This is a genomic window from Paenirhodobacter sp., assembly GCF_047600745.1.
GTDB lineage: Bacteria > Pseudomonadota > Alphaproteobacteria > Rhodobacterales > Rhodobacteraceae > Rhodobacter.
The window spans coordinates 39096-57406 of sequence record NZ_JASGKI010000001.1; the positions used below are offsets into that span (position 1 = coordinate 39096).

At 67.6% G+C, this 18311-nt stretch carries 20 protein-coding genes and 1 pseudogene; 17 read left to right on the forward strand and 4 right to left on the reverse strand.

Translation table 11 applies throughout. The features are described 5' to 3' along the window. Positions 1-6: 6 nt before the first annotated feature. Genes QM789_RS00230 through ybaK form a run of 3 tightly spaced genes read left to right on the forward strand, consistent with a single transcriptional unit; the run spans position 7 to position 1164 of the window. Positions 7-360, forward strand: coding sequence for a YigZ family protein (locus QM789_RS00230; RefSeq protein WP_420349994.1), 354 nt, complete (start codon positions 7-9; stop codon positions 358-360). Beyond that, positions 353-694: a DUF4186 domain-containing protein gene (locus QM789_RS00235; RefSeq protein ID WP_420349995.1), complete on the forward strand. Its 342-nt coding sequence runs from the start codon at positions 353-355 to the stop codon at positions 692-694. Before QM789_RS00230 ends, QM789_RS00235 begins: the two co-directional genes overlap by 8 nt. Beyond that, positions 691-1164 carry a Cys-tRNA(Pro) deacylase gene (ybaK, locus tag QM789_RS00240; protein ID WP_420349996.1) on the forward strand — a complete coding sequence of 158 codons (474 nt, stop codon included), beginning with the start codon at positions 691-693 and terminating at the stop codon, positions 1162-1164. Before QM789_RS00235 ends, ybaK begins: the two co-directional genes overlap by 4 nt. Here the strand turns inward: ybaK and QM789_RS00245 are convergent. Together QM789_RS00245 and QM789_RS00250 are read right to left on the reverse strand one after the other, a co-directional pair. Then, positions 1161-1874, reverse strand: coding sequence for a GntR family transcriptional regulator (locus QM789_RS00245; protein WP_420349997.1), 714 nt, complete (start codon positions 1872-1874; stop codon positions 1161-1163). The two genes, ybaK and QM789_RS00245, sit on opposite strands and share 4 nt — an antisense overlap. After that, a complete protein-coding gene (locus tag QM789_RS00250) occupies positions 1871-3232 on the reverse strand; it encodes a formimidoylglutamate deiminase (protein ID WP_420349998.1) in 1362 nt (453 codons plus the stop codon). The genes QM789_RS00245 and QM789_RS00250 overlap by 4 nt, the downstream gene beginning before the upstream one ends. A 121-nt stretch (positions 3233-3353) precedes the next feature. Between QM789_RS00250 and hutI the strand changes: the two genes are divergently transcribed. The 12 genes and pseudogenes from hutI to QM789_RS00310 all read left to right on the forward strand — a co-directional run bounded on the left by hutI (position 3354) and on the right by QM789_RS00310 (position 15148). Beyond that, complete coding sequence (gene hutI, locus QM789_RS00255) at positions 3354-4544, forward strand: imidazolonepropionase (protein WP_420349999.1); 1191 nt, start codon at positions 3354-3356, stop codon at positions 4542-4544. After that, positions 4513-6070, forward strand: a pseudogene (gene hutH / locus QM789_RS00260) (histidine ammonia-lyase). Before hutI ends, hutH begins: the two are co-directional and overlap by 32 nt. Next, positions 6067-6846, forward strand: coding sequence for an N-formylglutamate deformylase (hutG, locus tag QM789_RS00265; RefSeq protein ID WP_420350000.1), 780 nt, complete (start codon positions 6067-6069; stop codon positions 6844-6846). Before hutH ends, hutG begins: the two are co-directional and overlap by 4 nt. Next, positions 6843-7976: a CaiB/BaiF CoA transferase family protein gene (locus QM789_RS00270; RefSeq protein ID WP_420350001.1), complete on the forward strand. Its 1134-nt coding sequence runs from the start codon at positions 6843-6845 to the stop codon at positions 7974-7976. The genes hutG and QM789_RS00270 overlap by 4 nt, the downstream gene beginning before the upstream one ends. After that, positions 7973-9109, forward strand: a complete 1137-nt coding sequence (locus tag QM789_RS00275; RefSeq protein WP_420350002.1) for an acyl-CoA dehydrogenase family protein — start codon at positions 7973-7975, stop codon at positions 9107-9109. The genes QM789_RS00270 and QM789_RS00275 overlap by 4 nt, the downstream gene beginning before the upstream one ends. Before the next feature lie 15 nt (positions 9110-9124). Then, entirely contained in the window at positions 9125-10792 is a 1668-nt protein-coding gene (gene hutU, locus QM789_RS00280) for a urocanate hydratase (RefSeq protein ID WP_420350003.1), read from the forward strand. Between the two features lie 50 nt (positions 10793-10842). Further along, entirely contained in the window at positions 10843-11496 is a 654-nt protein-coding gene (locus tag QM789_RS00285; RefSeq protein WP_420350004.1) for a flavin reductase family protein, read from the forward strand. A gap of 28 nt (positions 11497-11524) precedes the next feature. Further along, positions 11525-12334, forward strand: coding sequence for a transporter substrate-binding domain-containing protein (locus QM789_RS00290; RefSeq protein ID WP_420350005.1), 810 nt, complete (start codon positions 11525-11527; stop codon positions 12332-12334). A gap of 46 nt (positions 12335-12380) precedes the next feature. Then, entirely contained in the window at positions 12381-13028 is a 648-nt protein-coding gene (locus QM789_RS00295; protein WP_420350006.1) for an amino acid ABC transporter permease, read from the forward strand. Next, positions 13028-13687 (forward strand): amino acid ABC transporter permease, encoded by a 660-nt coding sequence (locus tag QM789_RS00300; protein ID WP_420350007.1) that lies wholly within the window; start codon positions 13028-13030, stop codon positions 13685-13687. The genes QM789_RS00295 and QM789_RS00300 overlap by 1 nt, the downstream gene beginning before the upstream one ends. A 1-nt stretch (position 13688) precedes the next feature. After that, positions 13689-14462: an amino acid ABC transporter ATP-binding protein gene (locus tag QM789_RS00305; RefSeq protein ID WP_420350008.1), complete on the forward strand. Its 774-nt coding sequence runs from the start codon at positions 13689-13691 to the stop codon at positions 14460-14462. Positions 14463-14656: 194 nt separating this feature from the next. Then, entirely contained in the window at positions 14657-15148 is a 492-nt protein-coding gene (locus QM789_RS00310; protein ID WP_420350735.1) for a CHAP domain-containing protein, read from the forward strand. 51 nt (positions 15149-15199) lie between these two features. Here QM789_RS00310 and QM789_RS00315 read toward each other — a convergent pair whose 3' ends face one another. After that, positions 15200-16399: a M20 aminoacylase family protein gene (locus QM789_RS00315; protein ID WP_420350009.1), complete on the reverse strand. Its 1200-nt coding sequence runs from the start codon at positions 16397-16399 to the stop codon at positions 15200-15202. Continuing rightward, on the reverse strand, positions 16368-16952 hold the full coding sequence (locus tag QM789_RS00320) for a biliverdin-producing heme oxygenase (protein ID WP_420350010.1): 585 nt from the start codon (positions 16950-16952) through the stop codon (positions 16368-16370). The genes QM789_RS00315 and QM789_RS00320 overlap by 32 nt, the downstream gene beginning before the upstream one ends. 88 nt (positions 16953-17040) lie before the next feature. Between QM789_RS00320 and lipB the strand changes: the two genes are divergently transcribed. After that, positions 17041-17814, forward strand: coding sequence for a lipoyl(octanoyl) transferase LipB (lipB, locus tag QM789_RS00325; protein WP_420350011.1), 774 nt, complete (start codon positions 17041-17043; stop codon positions 17812-17814). 35 nt (positions 17815-17849) lie between these two features. After that, complete coding sequence (locus QM789_RS00330) at positions 17850-18257, forward strand: c-type cytochrome (RefSeq protein ID WP_420350012.1); 408 nt, start codon at positions 17850-17852, stop codon at positions 18255-18257. Positions 18258-18311: the final 54 nt, after the last annotated feature.

Sequence of the window (18311 nt, forward strand, 5' to 3'; positions counted from 1 at the left end):
TGGGGCATGCGTGTTCTGGACAACATCATCTCGGATCGCGGCTCGAAATACGCGGTTTCGGGCGCGCCCTGCGACAGCGACACGCAGGCCCGCGCCCTGCTGGCCGAGTTGAAAACACGCAAGAAATTCGCCAAGGCGACGCATAACAGCTGGGCCTTCCTCGGCCCCGATGGCCCGGTGAAGAACGACGATGGCGAATCGGGCGCCGGGATGGTGATCGTGCGGATGCTGGAACGCGCCGAACTGAGCGGGCATCTGATCGTCGTCACCCGCTGGTTCGGCGGCAAGCATCTGGGCGGCGACCGGTTCCGCCATATTCAGGACGCGGTGCGGATCTATCTGGACACGCGCGATGAATGACCTCGACCGTTTCGCGCGCTCGCCGTTTCGTGCGCGCTTCCACCTCGGCCCGCGCGAACGGGACTATGCCCGGGCGAAGGGGCGCGACACCATCGCCCGCCATGCGGCGGATTTCATCGCCACCCGCCTCGCCCCCGCCGCGCCGAAGAACGACGGCAAGCAAACGCCGATGCGCGGCCATCCGGTCTTCGTCGCGCAGCACGCCACGGCGACCTGTTGCCGCGGCTGTCTGGAAAAATGGCATCATTTGCCGCAGGGCCGCCCCTTGACGGAAGCGGAACAGGCGCGGATCGTGGACCTGATCCTGCGCTGGATCGACAGGGACATGAGATGAGCACAAAGACCCCCGCCACCAATGCGCTGACCAAGGCCGGCGTTCCCTTCGAGACGAAGGAGTACGACTACACCGCCGGTCAGAGCCAGATCGGCCTGCATGCCGCCGAGGCGATCGGCATGGATCCCGAAAAGGTGCTGAAGACGCTGATGGTCGAGGTGGACGGCAAGCCCGCCTGCTGTGTCATCCCCTCGGATCACTCGCTGTCGATGAAGAAGGTCGCGGCGGCGTTTGGCGGCAAGTCGGCGCATATGATGGACCCCACGAAGGCCGAACGCCTGACCGGCTATCACACCGGCGGGATCAGCCCCTTCGGCCAGCGCGCCCACGCCCCCGTTGCCTTCGAGGATACCGCGATGGTCCATGACCGCGTGGTGATCAACGGCGGCAAGCGCGGGATGATGGTGCTGCTCGCCCCCGCCGATGCGCTGAAGGTCACGGGCGGCGCGGCGAAACCGCTGATCGCCTAGATCCCCGCCGTCAGCACATGGCCCGGCTGGAACGCCAGCCGCACCGTGGTGATCGGGCCAAGGTCGTTCCAGGTCGTCCGGTTCAGGATCAGGAGCGCCTGCCCCTGCCGGATCTCCAGCAGGCGGGCATCGCGCCCGTCGGCGTTGCAGGCCGAAAAATCCAGTTCCGCCCGGAAATAGGGCGCGTTCCGCACCAGCCATTCGTTGGCGTTCATGTGGCGGAAATCGACCCCCTCGCTCCCCGGCACGGCGGCGGGATTGATCCAGCGGTCCTCCAGCTGGAACGGCTTGCGGTCGCCATAATGCACTTCGCGCAGGTGGATCAGCGGCATGCCCTCGGTCAGGCCCATCCGTGCGGCGACCGGCCCCGGCACCGGGCTGCGGCGTTGGGCGACGATGCGGTGGCTGTAGGCCATCCCCGCCGCCTCGACCTGCTCGCGCACGATCGGGATCGACAGCGTGGCCTTGCGCACCGGGTTGATCGCCACCCGCGTGCCCGCGCGGCGGCGGCGGTCGAGCAACCCTTCCTCCGCCAGCAGTTGCAGCGCCTTGTTCACCGTCGCCCGCGCCACGCCGAATTCCACCGCCAGTTCGACCTCATCCGGGATGCGGTCGCCCTGACGCCATTCCTTTTCGACGATGCGGCGGCGGACCTCGGCGGCGATGGACACCGCCTTGCCCGCCGCCTTTGGCGCGGAGAGTTCGGTCACATCCGCTCCTGCAACCGGCGGATGCAGGCGATGTAATCGCCAGTGATTCGGTCATGATCCATGTGGCGCCCTTCCCGCACGACATGACGGCCCCCGGACCAGACATCGCGCACCAGCCCGTCATGCCCCGCAAAGATCAGACTGTCGAGCATTTCATCCCCGCCCCGTCCCGCCATCACCGGATTATCCACATCCACCGCGCAAAGATCGGCCCAAAGGCCCGGCGCGATCGCCCCCGTCTCGCGCCCCGCCGCCGTGCGGCCACCGTCCAGCCCGGCGTCATAGATCACCCGGCCCGTCGAGCCTTCGCGCGTGGCATAGATCGCCCGCGCCCGGTCACGCAGCCGCTGGCTGTATTCCAGCGTGCGCAACTCCTCGGTCAGGCTGATGCGGATGTTGCTGTCGGAGCCGAACCCCAGCCGCCCCTTCTCCGCCGCCCAGACCGTGCCGTTGAAGATCCCGTCGCCCAGGCTCGATTCCGTAATCGGGCAGAGCCCCGCCACCGCGCCGGTCCGCGCGAGCCGCCGGGTTTCGTCCTCGGTCATGTGGGTCAGGTGGATGAAGGTCCAGCGCGCATCCGGGGCGCAGTTCTCCAGCACCCATTCCACCGGGCGCAGGCCATAGGCGGCACTGACCTCCTCGATCTCGGGCACCTGCTCGGCCAGATGCAGATGGATCGGCCGATCGGGGCGCAGCGCGGCGCAAAAGGCCAGCCCCTCGGGCGAAACCGCGCGCAGCGAATGCGGCGCGACCCCGATCCCGGCATCGGGCAGGCCCCGGATCGCGGCTTCGGCGGAGTCCAGCAGGCGGGCGAAGTCCTCGGGCGTCGTGCCGAACCGCACCTGCCCCGCGCCAAGCCCGCGCCGGTCACAGCCGCCGAACTGGTAATGCACCGGCAGCAGCGTCAGGCCGATACCCGTGCGCGCGGCGGCGGCGGCGATGCGGGCGCTCATCTCGCCGATGTTGTCGTAATGCGCGCCGCCGGGTTGGTGGTGCAGGTAGTGGAATTCGACATTCGTGGCATAGCCCGCTTCGAGCATCTCCATCTGCACCAGCGCGGCGATCGCCTCCACATCTTCCGGCGTCAGATGATCGAGGAAGCGATACATGATCTGCCGCCAGGTCCAGAAGGTATCGCGCGGCTCCGGCCCCTTCGCCTCGCTCAGCCCCGCCATCGCACGCTGAAAGGCATGGCTGTGCAGGTTCGCCATCGCGGGCAGCAGCAGCCCGAATCGCTGCCCCTCGGGCGCCGCATCGGGCGTGACCTCGGCGATTCGGCCCTCGGGCGAGAGCGTCACCCGTATATTTTCCGCCCAACCTTCGGGCAACAGCGCCCGTTCCGCCCACAGCACAGTCATCGGTCCGATCTCCTTGCCGGCGCATCCGGTTTTCGCTTGCCGGGTGCAAATAGATTTAGACATACGCGATTTCTAAGTCTAAACATAATATCGCGAAGAAATCAATGCGAAGGGCGCCGGAATGCAGATCCTCAGCCATGCGAAAATTGCACGGATGACCGCGAAATCAGGTGGTTACGAGCTGATCGAGGACGGCGCCATCGCGCTCGACGGCGGCAGAATCGCCTGGGTCGGTGCGATGCGGGATCTGACGATTGACGGCCCGCGCACGGACCTCGGCGGGCGGCTGGTGACGCCCGGGCTGATCGACTGCCACACCCATATCGTCTTCGGCGGCGACCGCGCGCGGGAGTTCGAGATGCGCCTTGAGGGGGCATCCTACGAAGAGATCGCCCGCGCCGGGGGCGGCATCCTGTCGACCGTCCGCGCCACCCGCGCGGCGAGCGAGGATGAGATGGTCGCCACCGCCCTGCCCCGGGTCGATACGCTGCTGGCCGAAGGCGTCACCACGCTTGAGATCAAATCCGGCTACGGGCTGGATCTGGACACCGAACTGCGGATGCTGCGCGCCGCGCGCCGGATCGGGCGGGAGCGGAAGGTGAATGTGGTGACCACCTGGCTCGCCGCCCATGCCCTGCCGCCCGAATATCCCGACCGCGCGGCCTATCTGCGCGACGTGGTGATTGCCGGGATGGATCGGGCCCATGCCGAAGGGCTGATCGACGCGGTGGATGGGTTCTGCGAGGGGATCGCCTTTTCGGTCGATGAAATGGCGGCGGTCTTCGACCATGCCCGCGGTCTTGGCCTGCCGGTGAAGCTCCATGCCGAACAGCTTTCCGATCTGGGCGGCGCGGCGATGGCGGCGCGGCATGGGGCGCTGTCCTGCGACCATATCGAATATCTCGGTGCCGATGGCGTGGCGGCGATGGCGGCTGCGGGCACGGTGGCGGTGCTGCTGCCCGGCGCCTTCTACACCCTGCGCGAAACGCAACATCCGCCGGTCGCTGCCCTGCGCGCGGCGGGCGTGCCGATTGCGCTGGCGACCGATTGCAACCCCGGCACCTCGCCGATGACCTCGCTCCTGCTGACGCTGAACATGGGGGCGACGCTGTTCCGGCTGACGCCTTCGGAATGCCTGGCCGGGGTGACGCGTAACGCGGCGACGGCGCTCGGCCTGGCGGATCGTGGTGTGATCGCGCCCGGCGCGCGGGCCGATCTGGCGGTGTGGGATGTCGCCCATCCGGCCGAACTGACCTACCGCATCGGCTTCAACCCGCTGCATGCGCGCATCCTTGGAGGCGAATTTGTCTGAACTGATCCTGATCCCCGGCGAAACCACGCTGGCGCAACTGGAACGTGTCTGGCGCGAGGGTCTGGCGGTGCGCCTGCATGACAGCGCCCGGCCCGGCATCGCGGCCTCCGCCGCGCGGATCGCGGCGGCGGCGGGCGGGACCGAACCTGTCTACGGCGTGAACACCGGCTTCGGCAAGCTCGCCTCGATCAAGATCGCGCCCGAGGATACCGCGACGCTGCAACGCAACCTGATCCTGTCGCATTGCTGCGGCGTGGGCGAGCCGGTCGAACCGGAGACGGTGCGGCTGATCATGGTGCTGAAGCTCTTGTCGCTCGGGCGCGGGGCGTCGGGCGTGCGGCCCGAGGTTGTGGCGCTGATGGAAGACATGCTGGCGCGCGGCGTGCTGCCGGTGATCCCGTCGCAGGGCTCCGTTGGGGCCTCGGGCGACCTTGCGCCGCTGGCGCATATGGCCGCCGCGATGCTGGGCGAAGGCCGCGCGACCTATGGCGGCCGCGAAACCACCGGGGCCGAGGCTTTGGCTGCGGCGGGCCTTGCGCCGGTGACGCTGGCGGCGAAAGAGGGGCTGGCGCTGATCAACGGCACGCAGGTTTCCACCGCCTTCGCGCTGGCGGGGCTGTTCGATGCGCTGCGCGCGGCGTCGAACGCGCTGGTCACCTCGGCCCTCTCGACCGATGCGATCATGGGGTCCACCGCGCCGTTCCTGGATGAAATCCACACCCTGCGCGGCCACCGGGGGCAGATCCTCGCCGCCCGCGCGATCCGCGCGCTGATGGACGGGTCCGAGATCCGCGAGAAGCCACCGCGAGGGCGACACCCGCGTGCAGGATCCCTATTGCATCCGCTGCCAGCCGCAGGTGACCGGCGCCTGTATCGACCTGCTGCGGCAGGCGGCGCAGACGCTGGAGATCGAGGCGAATGCCGCCACCGACAACCCCCTCGTTCTCAGCGACAGGATCGTGTCGGGCGGCAATTTCCACGCCGAACCCGTGGCCTTCGCCGCCGATCAGATCGCGCTGGCGATCGCGGAAATCGGCGCGATCGCACAGCGGCGCGTGGCGCTGATGGTGGATCCGGCGCTGAACCACTGCCTGCCCGCTTTCCTGACGCCCGCGCCGGGGCTGAACTCCGGTCTGATGATCGCCGAAGTCACCTCCGCCGCGCTGATGAGTGAGAACAAGCATCTCGCCACCCCCTGTTCGACGGACTCCACGCCCACCTCGGCGAACCAGGAGGATCACGTCAGCATGGCCGCCCATGGCGCGCGGCGGCTGCGGCGGATGAACGCGAACCTTGCGCATATCCTCGGGATCGAGGCGCTGTGTGCCTGTGCCGGGGTCGAATTCCGCGCGCCCCTGCGGACCTCGGCGCCGTTGCAGGCCGTCATCGCGCGGCTGCGGGCGGAGATCCCGGCGCTTGGCGAGGACCGCTATCTCGCGCCCGATCTGGCGGCGGCGGCAGGGCTGATCCGCACCGGCGCGCTGCTCGCCGCCCTTCCCGAAACGCTGGCTCCGGAGGTCGCATGAACCCCGTCATCGTCGAACAGGGCGACAGCCCGGTCATCCTCGGCCTGCCGCATACCGGCACCCATGTCCCGCCCGAAATCTTTGCCCGGCTGACCCCGCGCGGGCAGATCCTGGCCGATACCGACTGGCATGTCGAACGGCTTTATGCCGGGCTGCTGCCGGGGGCGACGACCGTGCGCGCGACCTTCCACCGCTATGTGATTGACGCGAACCGGGGGCCGGAGGACGAAAGCCTCTACCCCGGGCAGAATACCACCGGGCTGGTGCCGCTCACCGATTTCGATGGCGAACCGATCTGGACCGAGGCCCCCGACGCGGCGGAGGTTTCCCGAAGGCTGGCCACGTTCCACGCGCCCTATCACGCCGCGCTGGCCGCCGAAATCGCCCGGGTCAAGGCGCGGCACGGGGTTGCGATCCTGTATGACTGCCATTCGATCCGCAGCCACATCCCCTTCCTGTTCGAGGGCACGCTTCCGGATTTCAACATCGGCACCAACCTCGGCACCACCTGCGATCCGCGCATCGAGGCCACCGTGCGCGACATCTGCGCCGCGACCGGGCGCACGATGGTGGTGAACGGGCGGTTCAAGGGCGGCTGGACCACGCGGCATTATGGGCGACCGGAAACCGGCGTCCACGCGATCCAGATGGAACTGGCGCAATCCACCCATCTGCAAACCGAAGCCCCGCCCTTCGCCTATGACGAGGCCAGGGCCGAAACGCTGCGCGAGACGCTGGGCGCGGTGCTGCGCGCGCTGGCCGGGGTGCTGACATGACGCCGCTTCAGGGGATCCGGGTGCTGGACCTGACCCGCGTTCTGGCCGGGCCTTATGCGACCGCGCTGCTGGCGGACCTCGGCGCCGAGGTGATCAAGCTGGAACCCCCCACCGGCGACGATTACCGCCATGTCGGCCCGTTCCGCGAAGGCGAAAGCGCGCTCTTCACCCTCAACAACCGGGGCAAGAAATCGGTCGCGCTGGACCTGAAGGATCCCGCGCATCTGGCGATGGCGCAGGCGATCGCGGCGCAGGTCGATGTGGTGGTGGAGAATTTCCGCCCCGGCGTCGCCGACCGTCTGGGCCTTGGCGCCGAAACGCTCAGGGCGGCAAACCCGGGGTTGGTCTATTGCTCGATCTCCGGCTTCGGGCAGAATGGCCCCTGCCGCGACCTGCCCGCCTATGACATCGTGGTTCAGGCGATGTCGGGCCTGATGGCGGCGACGGGCGAGGAAGGCGGCGCGCCCCTCAAAACCGGCGAGAGCATGGCCGATCTGATCGCCGGGCTGTTCGGAAGCTGGGCGATCATGGCGGCGCTGGTGAACCGCGCACGCACGGGCGTGGGGGCGGTGCTGGATGTGTCGATGCACGACGCGCTGTTCTCCATGCTGACGACGAGCCACGCGCTGCACCTTTACGCCGGGGCGCTGCCCGCGCGGGTCGGCAACCGGCATCCGCTGTCGACGCCCTTCGGCTGTTACGCCACGCGCGACGGTCAGGTGGTGATCTGCGTGCTCAACGACCGGCAGTTCGCGCGGCTGTGCGCGGTGATCGGCACGCCGGAGGCCGCCACCGATCCGCGCTTTGCCACGGACGAAAGCCGCACCGCGCATGAGCCCGCCGTGAAGGCGCTGATCGAAGCCTGGTCGCGCGGGATGACGACCGCGGAGGCCGTCGCCACGCTCGCGGAAGCGGGCCTTCCGGCGGCGCCGATCCTCGACATCGCGCAGGCGGCGGCGAGCCCGCAGGCCGTGGCGCGCGGGTTGGTGAGCGACCTTGGCGGTGCGCCCGTGGTGGGCCAGCCGGTGCGCTTCGACGGAGAAAAGCCACTGGCCCGGACCCCGGCGCCCGTTCTGGGCGGGGATCTGGCGGCGGTGGCGGCGGAATTCGGGTTGGAGGCCCTGACATGACCCCCTGGCACATGCTGACCGAAGAAGAGACGCTGTTCTGCGACATGCTCGAACGGCTCTGCGCCGAGAAGATCGCGCCGCTGGCCGCCGAGACGGATGAGACAGCGGCCTTCGTCCATCGTCAGTTGGGCGTGCTGAACGAGGCCGGGATGATGGGCGCGAACCTGCCCGATGCCGGTCTGTCGGCCACGGCGCTCCTGCGGGCCGTGGCGATCGTGGCGGGGGCCTGCGGGTCCACCGCTTCGGCACTGACGGCGCATTACCTGGCGACGGATTCGATCCTGCTCGGCGGGACCGAGGCGCAGAAGGCCGAATGGCTGCCGAAGGCGGCGGCGGGGCTTCTGGGGGCCTTCGCGCTCACGGAACCCACGGCGGGCTCCGACCCGGCGGACATGAAGACCCGCGCGCGCCGCACCGAAACCGGCTGGCACGTCAAGGGCACGAAATGCTTCATCTCCAACGGCGGGGTGGCGGATTTCATCGTGCTTTACGCGGTGACGGACCCGGAGAAGGGCCACCGGGGGATTTCCGCCTTTATCGTGCCGAAGGGCACGCCGGGGCTGGAGGCCGGGCAGCCGGAGCGGACGATGGGCCTGAAGGGCGGGCATGTCTTTACCCTGAACATCGACATCGACCTGCCCGAAGAGGCACTGTTGGGCGCCGAGGGCACGGGTTTCCGCACCGCGATGAAGGTTCTGGACAACGGTCGGATCGAGGTCGCGGCACAGTGCCTCGGCCTTGCACAGGCGGCAATGGCGGCGGCCATCGGCTATGCGAAGGAACGCGTGATCGGCGGTGAGCCGCTCGCCAACCGGCAGGGCATCCGCTGGATGATCGCCGACATGGGCGTGGCCTATCAATCCGCGCTGCTGCTGGCGCAGGACGCGGCGCGACAGCGCGACGCCAGCCACCACAGCGGCGCGCGCTTCAGCCAGGCGGCGGCAATGGCAAAGCTCGCCGCCTCCGAAGCCGCCGGGAAAATCGCGGATACCGCGCTGCAAATCCACGGCGGCTACGGCTATACCCGGGACTTCCCCATCGAGCGGATCACCCGCGACCTGCGCATCATGCGGATCTACGAGGGTTCCTCGGAAATCCAGCGCATCATCATTTCCGGCCAGATGCTGGCCTGACCGAAGGGAGACATCATGGACAACCCGCGCCACAACACCCGCGACATCTTCCCCCCCACCGGCCCGGAGCTGAACGCGAAAAGCTGGCTCACCGAAGCGCCGCTCAGGATGCTGATGAACAACCTGCATCCGGACGTGGCAGAGCGCCCGCATGAACTGGTGGTCTACGGCGGCATCGGCCGCGCCGCCCGGACGTGGAAGGACTTCGACCTGATCGTCGAGACGCTGAAGAAGCTGGAGGCGGACGAGACGCTGCTGGTGCAATCGGGCAAGCCGGTCGGCGTGTTCCGCACCCACAAGGACGCGCCGCGCGTGCTGATCGCCAATTCCAACCTGGTGCCGAACTGGGCAACCTGGGACCATTTCAACGAATTGGACAAGAAGGGTCTGGCGATGTACGGCCAGATGACCGCCGGTTCGTGGATCTATATCGGCGCGCAGGGCATCGTTCAGGGCACCTATGAAACCTTTGTCGAGGCGGGCCGCCAGCATTACGACGGCAACCTGAAGGGCAAGTGGATCCTGACCGGCGGCCTTGGCGGCATGGGCGGCGCGCAGCCTCTGGCGGCGGTGATGGCGGGGGCCTGTTGTCTGGCCGTCGAATGCGACGAGACGCGGGTCGATTTCCGCCTGCGCACCCGCTATGTCGATGAAAAGACCCATTCGCTGGACGCGGCGCTCGACATGATCGACGCCTGGACCAAGGCGGGCGAGGCGAAATCCGTTGCGCTGATCGCCAATGCGGCGGATGTGTTCAACGAGCTTTACCGCCGTGGCATCCGCCCCGACATCGTGACCGACCAGACCTCGGCGCATGACCCGGTGCATGGCTACCTGCCGCAGGGCTGGACCGTGGCCGAATGGCGGGCAAAGCAGGAAACCGATCCGAAGGGCGTCGAGCGCGCCGCGCGGGCGTCCATGCGCAATCAGGTCGAGGCGATGGTGGCCTTCCACGACGCCGGGATCCCGACGATCGACTATGGCAACAACATCCGGCAGATGGCGCTGGAGGAAGGGTTCGAGCGCGCGTTCAGCTTCCCGGGCTTTGTCCCCGCCTGCATCCGGCCGCTGTTCTGCCGCGGCATCGGGCCGTTCCGCTGGGCCGCGCTCTCGGGCGATCCGGAAGACATCTACAAGACCGACGCCAAGGTGAAGGAGCTGATCGACGATCCGCATCTGCACAACTGGCTCGACATGGCGCGCGAGCGGATCGCGTTTCAGGGCCTGCCCGCGCGGATCTGCTGGGTCGGCCTCGGGCTGCGGCACAAGCTGGGCCTTGCCTTCAACGAGATGGTGCGCAACGGCGAACTGAAGGCGCCGATCGTGATCGGGCGCGACCACCTCGACTCTGGCTCCGTCGCCAGCCCGAACCGCGAGACCGAAGCGATGCGGGACGGCTCGGACGCCGTGTCGGACTGGCCGCTGCTGAACGCGCTTTTGAACACCGCGTCCGGGGCGACCTGGGTCAGCCTGCACCACGGCGGCGGCGTCGGCATGGGCTTCAGCCAGCATTCCGGCATGGTGATCTGCTGCGACGGCACCGAAGACGCCGACGCCCGCATCGCCCGCGTGCTGTGGAACGACCCGGCAACCGGCGTGATGCGCCATGCCGATGCGGGCTATCAGATCGCCATCGACTGCGCGCGCGAACACCACCTGAACCTGCCCGGCATCCTGGGCTGACCAACGACCGGCCGGGCATCGACCCGGCCGGCACCCGACAGGAGAGAGACATGCACTATGCCCCGGGGCGCGAGCCCTGCCCCTTGCCGTATTCGCCCTTCAAGGCCTGCACCGTGCCGCGCCCGATCGGCTGGCTGTCCACGGTCTCGCCCGAGGGTGTGGCGAACCTCGCGCCCTACAGTCAGTGGCAGAACCTGACCTTCGACCCGCCGATGGTGATGTTCGCGGCCAACCCCTATTCCGACGGGCGGCGCAAGCATACCGTGCTGAACGCCGAAGCGACCGGCTGGTTCGTGTGGAACATGGCGACCTGGGATCTGCGCGAGGCGGTCAACATCTCCGCCGCCGAATGGCCCGAGGGCGATGACGAATTCCTCCGCGCGGGCGTCACCCCCGAGCCCTGTATCGAAGCACCCGGCCCGCGCGTTGCCCAAAGCCCCGCGCATTTTGAATGCCGCTACCTGTCGACCCACCGGCTGCGCGGCAATTCGCATCATGGCTGGGTCGATGTCGTTTATGGTGAAGTCGTCCATATCCATGTGCGCGACGGATTCGTCACGCCGGAGGGGAAGCTCGATTATGCGAAGATCCGCCCGCTGGCGCGGATGGGGTATTACGATTACACCGCTGTCTCGGAAACCTTCGAGATGCGCGTGCCCGGGCACACGACCGCCGCGGCGGCGGGGCTCGAAGGCAGGGCCTGACAACAACCTGTTCAACAAGGAGTGAAGCATGACCTTTGTAACCACCTTGAAGGCCGCGCTGCTCGGCCTCGCGCTGGCGACCCCGGCGATGGCGGACCAGCTGGCCGACATGAAGGCCGCGGGCAAGATCGTCACCGCGACCGACATGCATTATGCGCCCTTCGACATGATCGTCGATGGCGTCTATCAGGGCATGACCAAGGATCTGTTCGACGAAGTGTCGAAGGAGATCGGCCTTGAACCCGTCTATCAGGATATTCCCTGGACGGCGGAACTGCCGGGGCTTGAGGTCAAGAAATTCGACATCATCATCGCCCCGGTGACGATCACGCCCGAACGGCTCGACCGTTACGCCTTCAGCTATCCGATCGCCGATGCGACCGTGGCGCTGGTGCGTTCGACCCGTTCGGACGCGATCCAGAAGCCCGAGGACATCAAGGGCAAGCGGATCGGCGTGCAGCAGGGAACGGCACAGTTCCGTGCGCTCAGCGCCTTTGCCGAGGGCCTCGGCGGCGCGACGATCAAGGAATACGGCACTACCGACGAAGCCTATGCCGACCTTGCGGCGGGGCGTCTGGATGCGGTGGCCGGGTCGCTGCCGAACCTGACCTATCTGGTGAAGGAACGCGGCGAGACCTTTGCGCTGCTGGAACCCGCGACCTTCGGCGAGCCGAAGTATTTCGCCTGGGTGATGCGCAAGGATGCCGACAGCGCCTCCTTCGTCGAGGCGGTCAACGGCGCGCTGACGAAGATGACCGAAGACGGCCGCGTGAAGGCGATTCAGGAAAAGTGGCTGGGCCGCTATACCGAACTGCCGCTGTCCGTTCCGGGCAAGTGACCGGCCGCGGGCGGGGAAACCCGCCCGCCCCACCAAGGGACGCGCGATGTTTTCCTGGACGACATTCCTGAACAGTTTCGGCCCGCTGATGGGCGCGGCGAAGTTCACGCTGGCGGTATCGGTGCTGGGCATCGCGCTCGGGCTGGTGATCGGCACGCTGATCTGTGCGGCGCGGCTGTCGCCCCTGCCGGTGCTGCGCCGGTTCGCGGGGCTCTGGGTCAGCTTCCTGCGGGGCGTGCCGCTGCTGGTGCAACTGCTGCTGGTCTATTACCTGCTGCCGATGGTGGGGGTGAACGTGCCCGCGATGGTGGCCGCCGTGGTGACCGTGGGCATCTGCGCCAGCGCCTATATTTCCGAAATCTGGCGCGGCGCCATCGCCGCCCTGCCGAAGGGCCAGACCGAGGCCGCCGCCGCGATCGGCATGGCGCCCCTCACGCAATGGACCCGGATCATCCTGCCGCAGGCGGTGGTGATGTCGCTGCCCGCGCTGGTGAACGAACTGATCCTGCTGGTGAAGGCATCCTCGCTGGTGTCGGTCGTGGGGATCATGGAGATCACGCGGGCGAGCCAGGCCGCCGCCGCCACCACCTTCCGCCCGCTGGAGGTCTACCTCGCCGCCGCCTGCATCTATCTGGCGATCAACCTGTGCCTTGCGGCGCTCGGACGCTTTCTTGAACACAGGATGGCCGTGTGATGATCGAGACCTTCCGCCAATACGGCCCCGCGCTGGTGCAGGGCTTTGCGATGACGGTGTTCTGCTGGGCCGCGGGGGCGGTGCTGTCGATGGCGCTCGGGCTGGGGATCGCGCTGGTGCAGCGCTATGCGCCGCGCCCGGTGCAGTGGCTCTTGCGGGTGTATATCGAGGTGATCCGGGGCACGCCGTTCCTGGTGCAGCTCTTCGTGCTGTATTACGGCGGGCCGATGGTGGGGCTGATGCTCGACCCGGTTCCGGCGGGGATCGTCGGGCTGACGATCTATGGCTCACCCTATTATGCCGAAATCTTCCGTTCGGGGTTCAGCGCCGTGCCGAAGGGACAGATCGAGGCCGCCCGCGCCATCGGCATGACCGAAGGCACGATCATCGGGCGGATCCTGCTGCCGCTCGGGCTGGTCTCCGCCCTGCCCGCGCTGGTGAATTTCTCGATCATCCTGACGAAGGAAACCGTGATCCTGTCGATCATCACCGTGCCGGAACTGATGTATCAGGTCGGCCGGATGGGGGCGGAAACCTTCCGCTATGTCGAAACCAACCTCGCGCTGGCGCTGTTCTTCTGGGCGCTGGTCGAGGTCATCTCCCGCGTGGGCCGCAGGCTCGAAGCGCGGCTCACGCAACACCTGACCCCGAGGGCCTGAGATGTCCGACGCCTCCTCTGTCGAGATCCGCAAAGTCAACAAATACTACGGCCCGTTCCATGCGCTGAAGGACATCGACCTGTCGATCGCGCCGGGCAAGGTGACCTGCCTGATCGGGCCGTCAGGGTCCGGCAAGTCCACCCTGCTGCGCTGCATCAATTTCCTTGAGGAATACGATTCCGGCGAGGTCCGCATCGACGGCCAGCTGATCGGCTACGACGCCCCCGGCAAGAAGAGCCCGGCGCGCAAGCTGCGCGAGATGCGCCGCTCGATCGGCATGGTGTTCCAGCAGTTCAACCTGTGGCCGCATATGACCGCGCTTGGCAATGTGGCCGAAGGGCTGATCCGGGTGCGCGGATTTTCGCGCGCCGAGGCCGAGGCACGGGCCGCGCAGGCGCTGACCAAGGTGGGGCTGGCCGACCGGATGCAGAACCATCCCTCGCGGCTCTCCGGCGGGCAGCAACAACGGGTCGCGATCGCGCGCGCCATCGCGATGGAACCGAAGCTGATGCTGTTCGACGAACCGACCTCCGCGCTCGACCCCGAACTGGTGGGCGAGGTGCTGAACGTGATGAAGGCGCTGGCCTCCGAAGGGATGACGATGGTCGTCGTGACGCATGAAATGGGATTCGCCGCCCATGTCGCCGATGCCGTCGCCTTCATGGAAAAGGGCGAACTGGTCGCGGTGGATGCGCCCGAGGCGATTCTCCAGCGCCCCGAAGACCCCCGGATCCAGGGCTTTTTGCGCACTTATCACGAGCGGAACGCGTTCTGACGGCGGGTTTCCGCCGAAGAAACAATACCGCTGGCCGGTTCTCGCCGCTCCGCAGCGTGGCCGGTTTGCAACGGTAAGGATTTCTGAAACATCTCCCCGCAGAACCGATGCCGAAGATCGGAATCAAGAGGGACATAATGGGTTTCAGGGCGCATCTCGTTGCAACGGTCATCGGATTTGCCACCTTGGCGCATGTGACGCCGGCCTCCGCCGAGACGGAACGGCGAGAGGTTGTGCGGGTCGCCTCGATGGAACCGGGCGAGGTGAAAGCCGCCGTTGCCCGGACCAGCGCCGTGAACCGCAGCGTCGGTCGGATCTGGTGCGTGCCCTTCGCGCGCGAGGTCAGCGGCATCAACATCCGCGGCAATGCCAAGACCTGGTGGCATCAGGCCGAACGCGAATACGCCAAGGGCCAGCGCCCGGTGGTGGGTTCGGTGCTGAACTTCCGTGCGACGCGCAAGATGCCGCTGGGCCATGTCGCGGTGGTGTCCAAAGTCCTGTCGCCGCGCAAGATCCTGGTGGATCACGCGAACTGGCGCCGCAACCAGGTGTCGCTGAACATGGCGGTGGTGGATGTGTCGCCCCGGAACGACTGGTCCGCCGTCCGGGTCGAGTCGGTGCCGAACACGTTGGGCGATGTCTATCCGACCTACGGCTTCATCTACCGCGCGGCGGCGAACGGCTGACCGCGCCGCGCCGGACGGGTGCGCGGTTTGACGATCCTACCCCTAGCGCGCCTAACCGCCCAGTTCCTGCGCCACCAGATTCAGCCAGTATGACACCCCATAGGGAATCGCCGCGTCGTTGAAATCGAAATGCGGCGTGTGGACGTGGTGGAAGCTGCCATCCTCTGCCCGCCCGTTGCCGATCAGGATGAAGGCCCCGGGCCGCGCCTGAAGCATATAGGCGAAATCCTCGGCCGCCATCAGCGGCGGGAAGTCCGCATCCACCTGCCCCACCTGTGCCGCCGCCGCCGCGGCAATCGCCGTTTGCGCCGGTGCATTGACCAGAGCCGGATAGCCGCGCCGATAGGTGACCTCCGCCGTGCAGCCTTCGGCCTCGGCGAATGCCGTGGCCAAGGTGGTGAGCCGCCGCTCCAGAATATCGCGCACCCCGGGCGTATAGGACCGCGCCGTGCCAAGCGCGCGCACCTCCGCCGGGATCACCGCCCCCGCCTTCGGATTGCCCGCCGCGATATGGCCGATGCTGATCACACCCGCCTCGGTCACCGGCACCGCGCGCCCGATGATCGTCTGTAGCCCCAGGATCAGATGGCCAAGCGCCATCGTCGGATCCGTCGCCCGATGCGGCACCGCGCCATGCCCGCCGGTGCCGCGCAGGATCACCTGCCAGCCATCGGCATTGGCCAGCATCGGCCCGGGACGGATGCCGAACTGCCCGAGCGGCAGGCCGGGTTCGTTGTGCATCCCATAGACCGCATCGCAGTGGAACCGCTCGAACAGCCCCTCCTCGACCATGCGCCTGCCACCGGCCAGCCCCTCTTCGGCGGGCTGGAAGATCACATGCACCGTGCCCGCGAAATCCCGGCTCTCCGCCAGCAGACGCGCGGCCCCCAGAAGCATCGCGGTATGGCCGTCATGCCCGCAGGCATGCATCTTGCCCGGTATTTCGGAGGCATGGGGCAGCCCGGTCGCCTCCTGAATGTTCAGCGCATCCATATCGGCGCGCAGCGCGATGGCGCGGTTGCCGGGATGCCGCCCCCGGATCGTGCCGACGACGCCGGTTCCGGCCAGCCCGCGCGTGACCTCGATCCCCCAGCCTTCCAGCCGGTCGGCGACCAGCGCGGCGGTGCGGTGTTCCTCGAACCCGGTTTCCGGGTGGCGGTGAATGTCGTGCCGGATCGCGATCAGCTCCGGCAGCAGCGCGGCGATGGCGTCCTTCATGTCACAGATGACGGTGCGCCAGAGCGGTGACATGGGCGAAGGCCGCCTCGGCCCCCCGGATCACGGCGGCCTCATTGATGCCCGCAGCGCTGGCACGGTCCAGCGCCTCGCGGAACGCGCGCCATTGCGGGGCCCGGCCCTCGGGCGCCTCGGCCAGATGCCGCGCGCCATGGGTTTCCGAAAGGCCCATCTTCTTCGCCGCCTTCAGCAGAAAGGCCGCACCCAGATTCGACCCCTCGACGACATAGAGCCAGCCAAGCGCCTCCGCCTCCGGCAGGCCCTCCGCCGCGGCGGGTTCGTCGGCCGACAGCGCCACGCCCAGATCGGCGGCATCCTGCGCCGCCGCCTGCAACCGGCAGCGCCGCGCAAGGTCCGGCACCCGCGCGGCCAGATCGGCCCGCGCATAAAGCGGCGCGACATCGCGGTGAAGCGCGTGCTGCATCCGCAGGTAACGGCCATAGGGGTCCAGCCCTGCAAAGGGATTGGCCGCCATGATCGTGCGGTCGAGGACTTCATGCACCGGATGGGTCGCCTCGCGCAGGCGGGCGGCCAGGCTGGTATCGGGAAGGGAAACGTGCTGCGTCATGGCGGCTCCTTTGGGCAGGGGATGGCTCGCGCCCGGGCGCTGGCGTTGCCGCACCATAGACGACCGCCGCCGCCGCGCAAGAACCCGCTTGAGGCATCCGCCGTTCTCCCGTAACCCCACGGCACCCCAAAAGGAGCCCGCCATGCCCGAATGGATCCATTCCGACCAGCCCGTGCCCTATGAAAAGGCCGTCGCCCTGATGGAAGAGCGCGTCGCCGCGATTTCCGCCGGCACCGCGAACGAGGCGATCTGGCTGCTGGAACACCCGCCGCTCTACACCGCCGGAACCTCGGCCCGGCGCGAGGATCTGGTCGATCCCGACCGCTTCCCGGTCTACAAATCGCGGCGTGGCGGGCAATATACCTATCACGGCCCGGGGCAGCGCGTGGTCTATGTCATGCTGGACCTGAACCGGCGCGGCCGCGACGTGCGCTGTTTCGTGCGCCGGGTCGAGCAATGGGTGATCGCGGCGCTGGCCGAATTCAACGTGAAGGGCGAAATCCGCGATGGCCGCGTCGGCGTCTGGGTGCAGCGCCCGGACAAGCCGCGCGACATCACCGGCGCAGTGGCCGAGGACAAGATCGCCGCGATCGGCATCAAGCTGCGGCACTGGGTCAGCTATCACGGCATCTCGATCAATGTCGAACCGGATCTGAGCCATTTCTCCGGCATCGTGCCCTGCGGGATTCGCGACCACGGGGTGACGAGCCTTGTCGATCTCGGCCTGCCGGTGACGATGGCGGATCTCGATACTGCCCTGCATAGGACATTCGTCTCGATTTTCGGGCAAACGGGGGATGCGGGGGCAGAAATCCGTGACGCGGCGAAGACCGACATGTTACATGGGGATGCAGCCGGTTAGACCGGTCCCAAGACGCCACGTCCAAGGAAATAGCGATGAAGACCAGCCTGTTCGCCACTCTCGCCGCCTCGCTTACCATTGCCGCCCCCGCCTTCGCCGGGGATCCCGAGGCAGGCGCGAAACTCTTCTCGAAATGCAAGGCCTGCCACACCATCACCGCCGATGACGGCACGGTGATCCAGAAGGGCGGCAAGGTCGGGCCGAACCTCTATGGCGTCGTCGGGCGCCCCGCCGCCTCGGTCGATGGCTTCAAATACGGCGACGGCATCACCAGGGCCAAGGATGCGGGCCTCGTCTGGGACGAGCCGCTGATCGCCGAATATGTCCAGGACCCGACGAAATTCATCGACACCCATGGCGGCGAAGGGGCCTCGAAAATGACCTTCAAGCTGCCCAAGGGCGGCGAGGACATCGCGGCCTATCTGGCCTCGGTCAAACCCTGATCGCGCCACCATCGCGACGTCAAAGACCCGGCCCCGCGCCGGGTCTTGTCCATT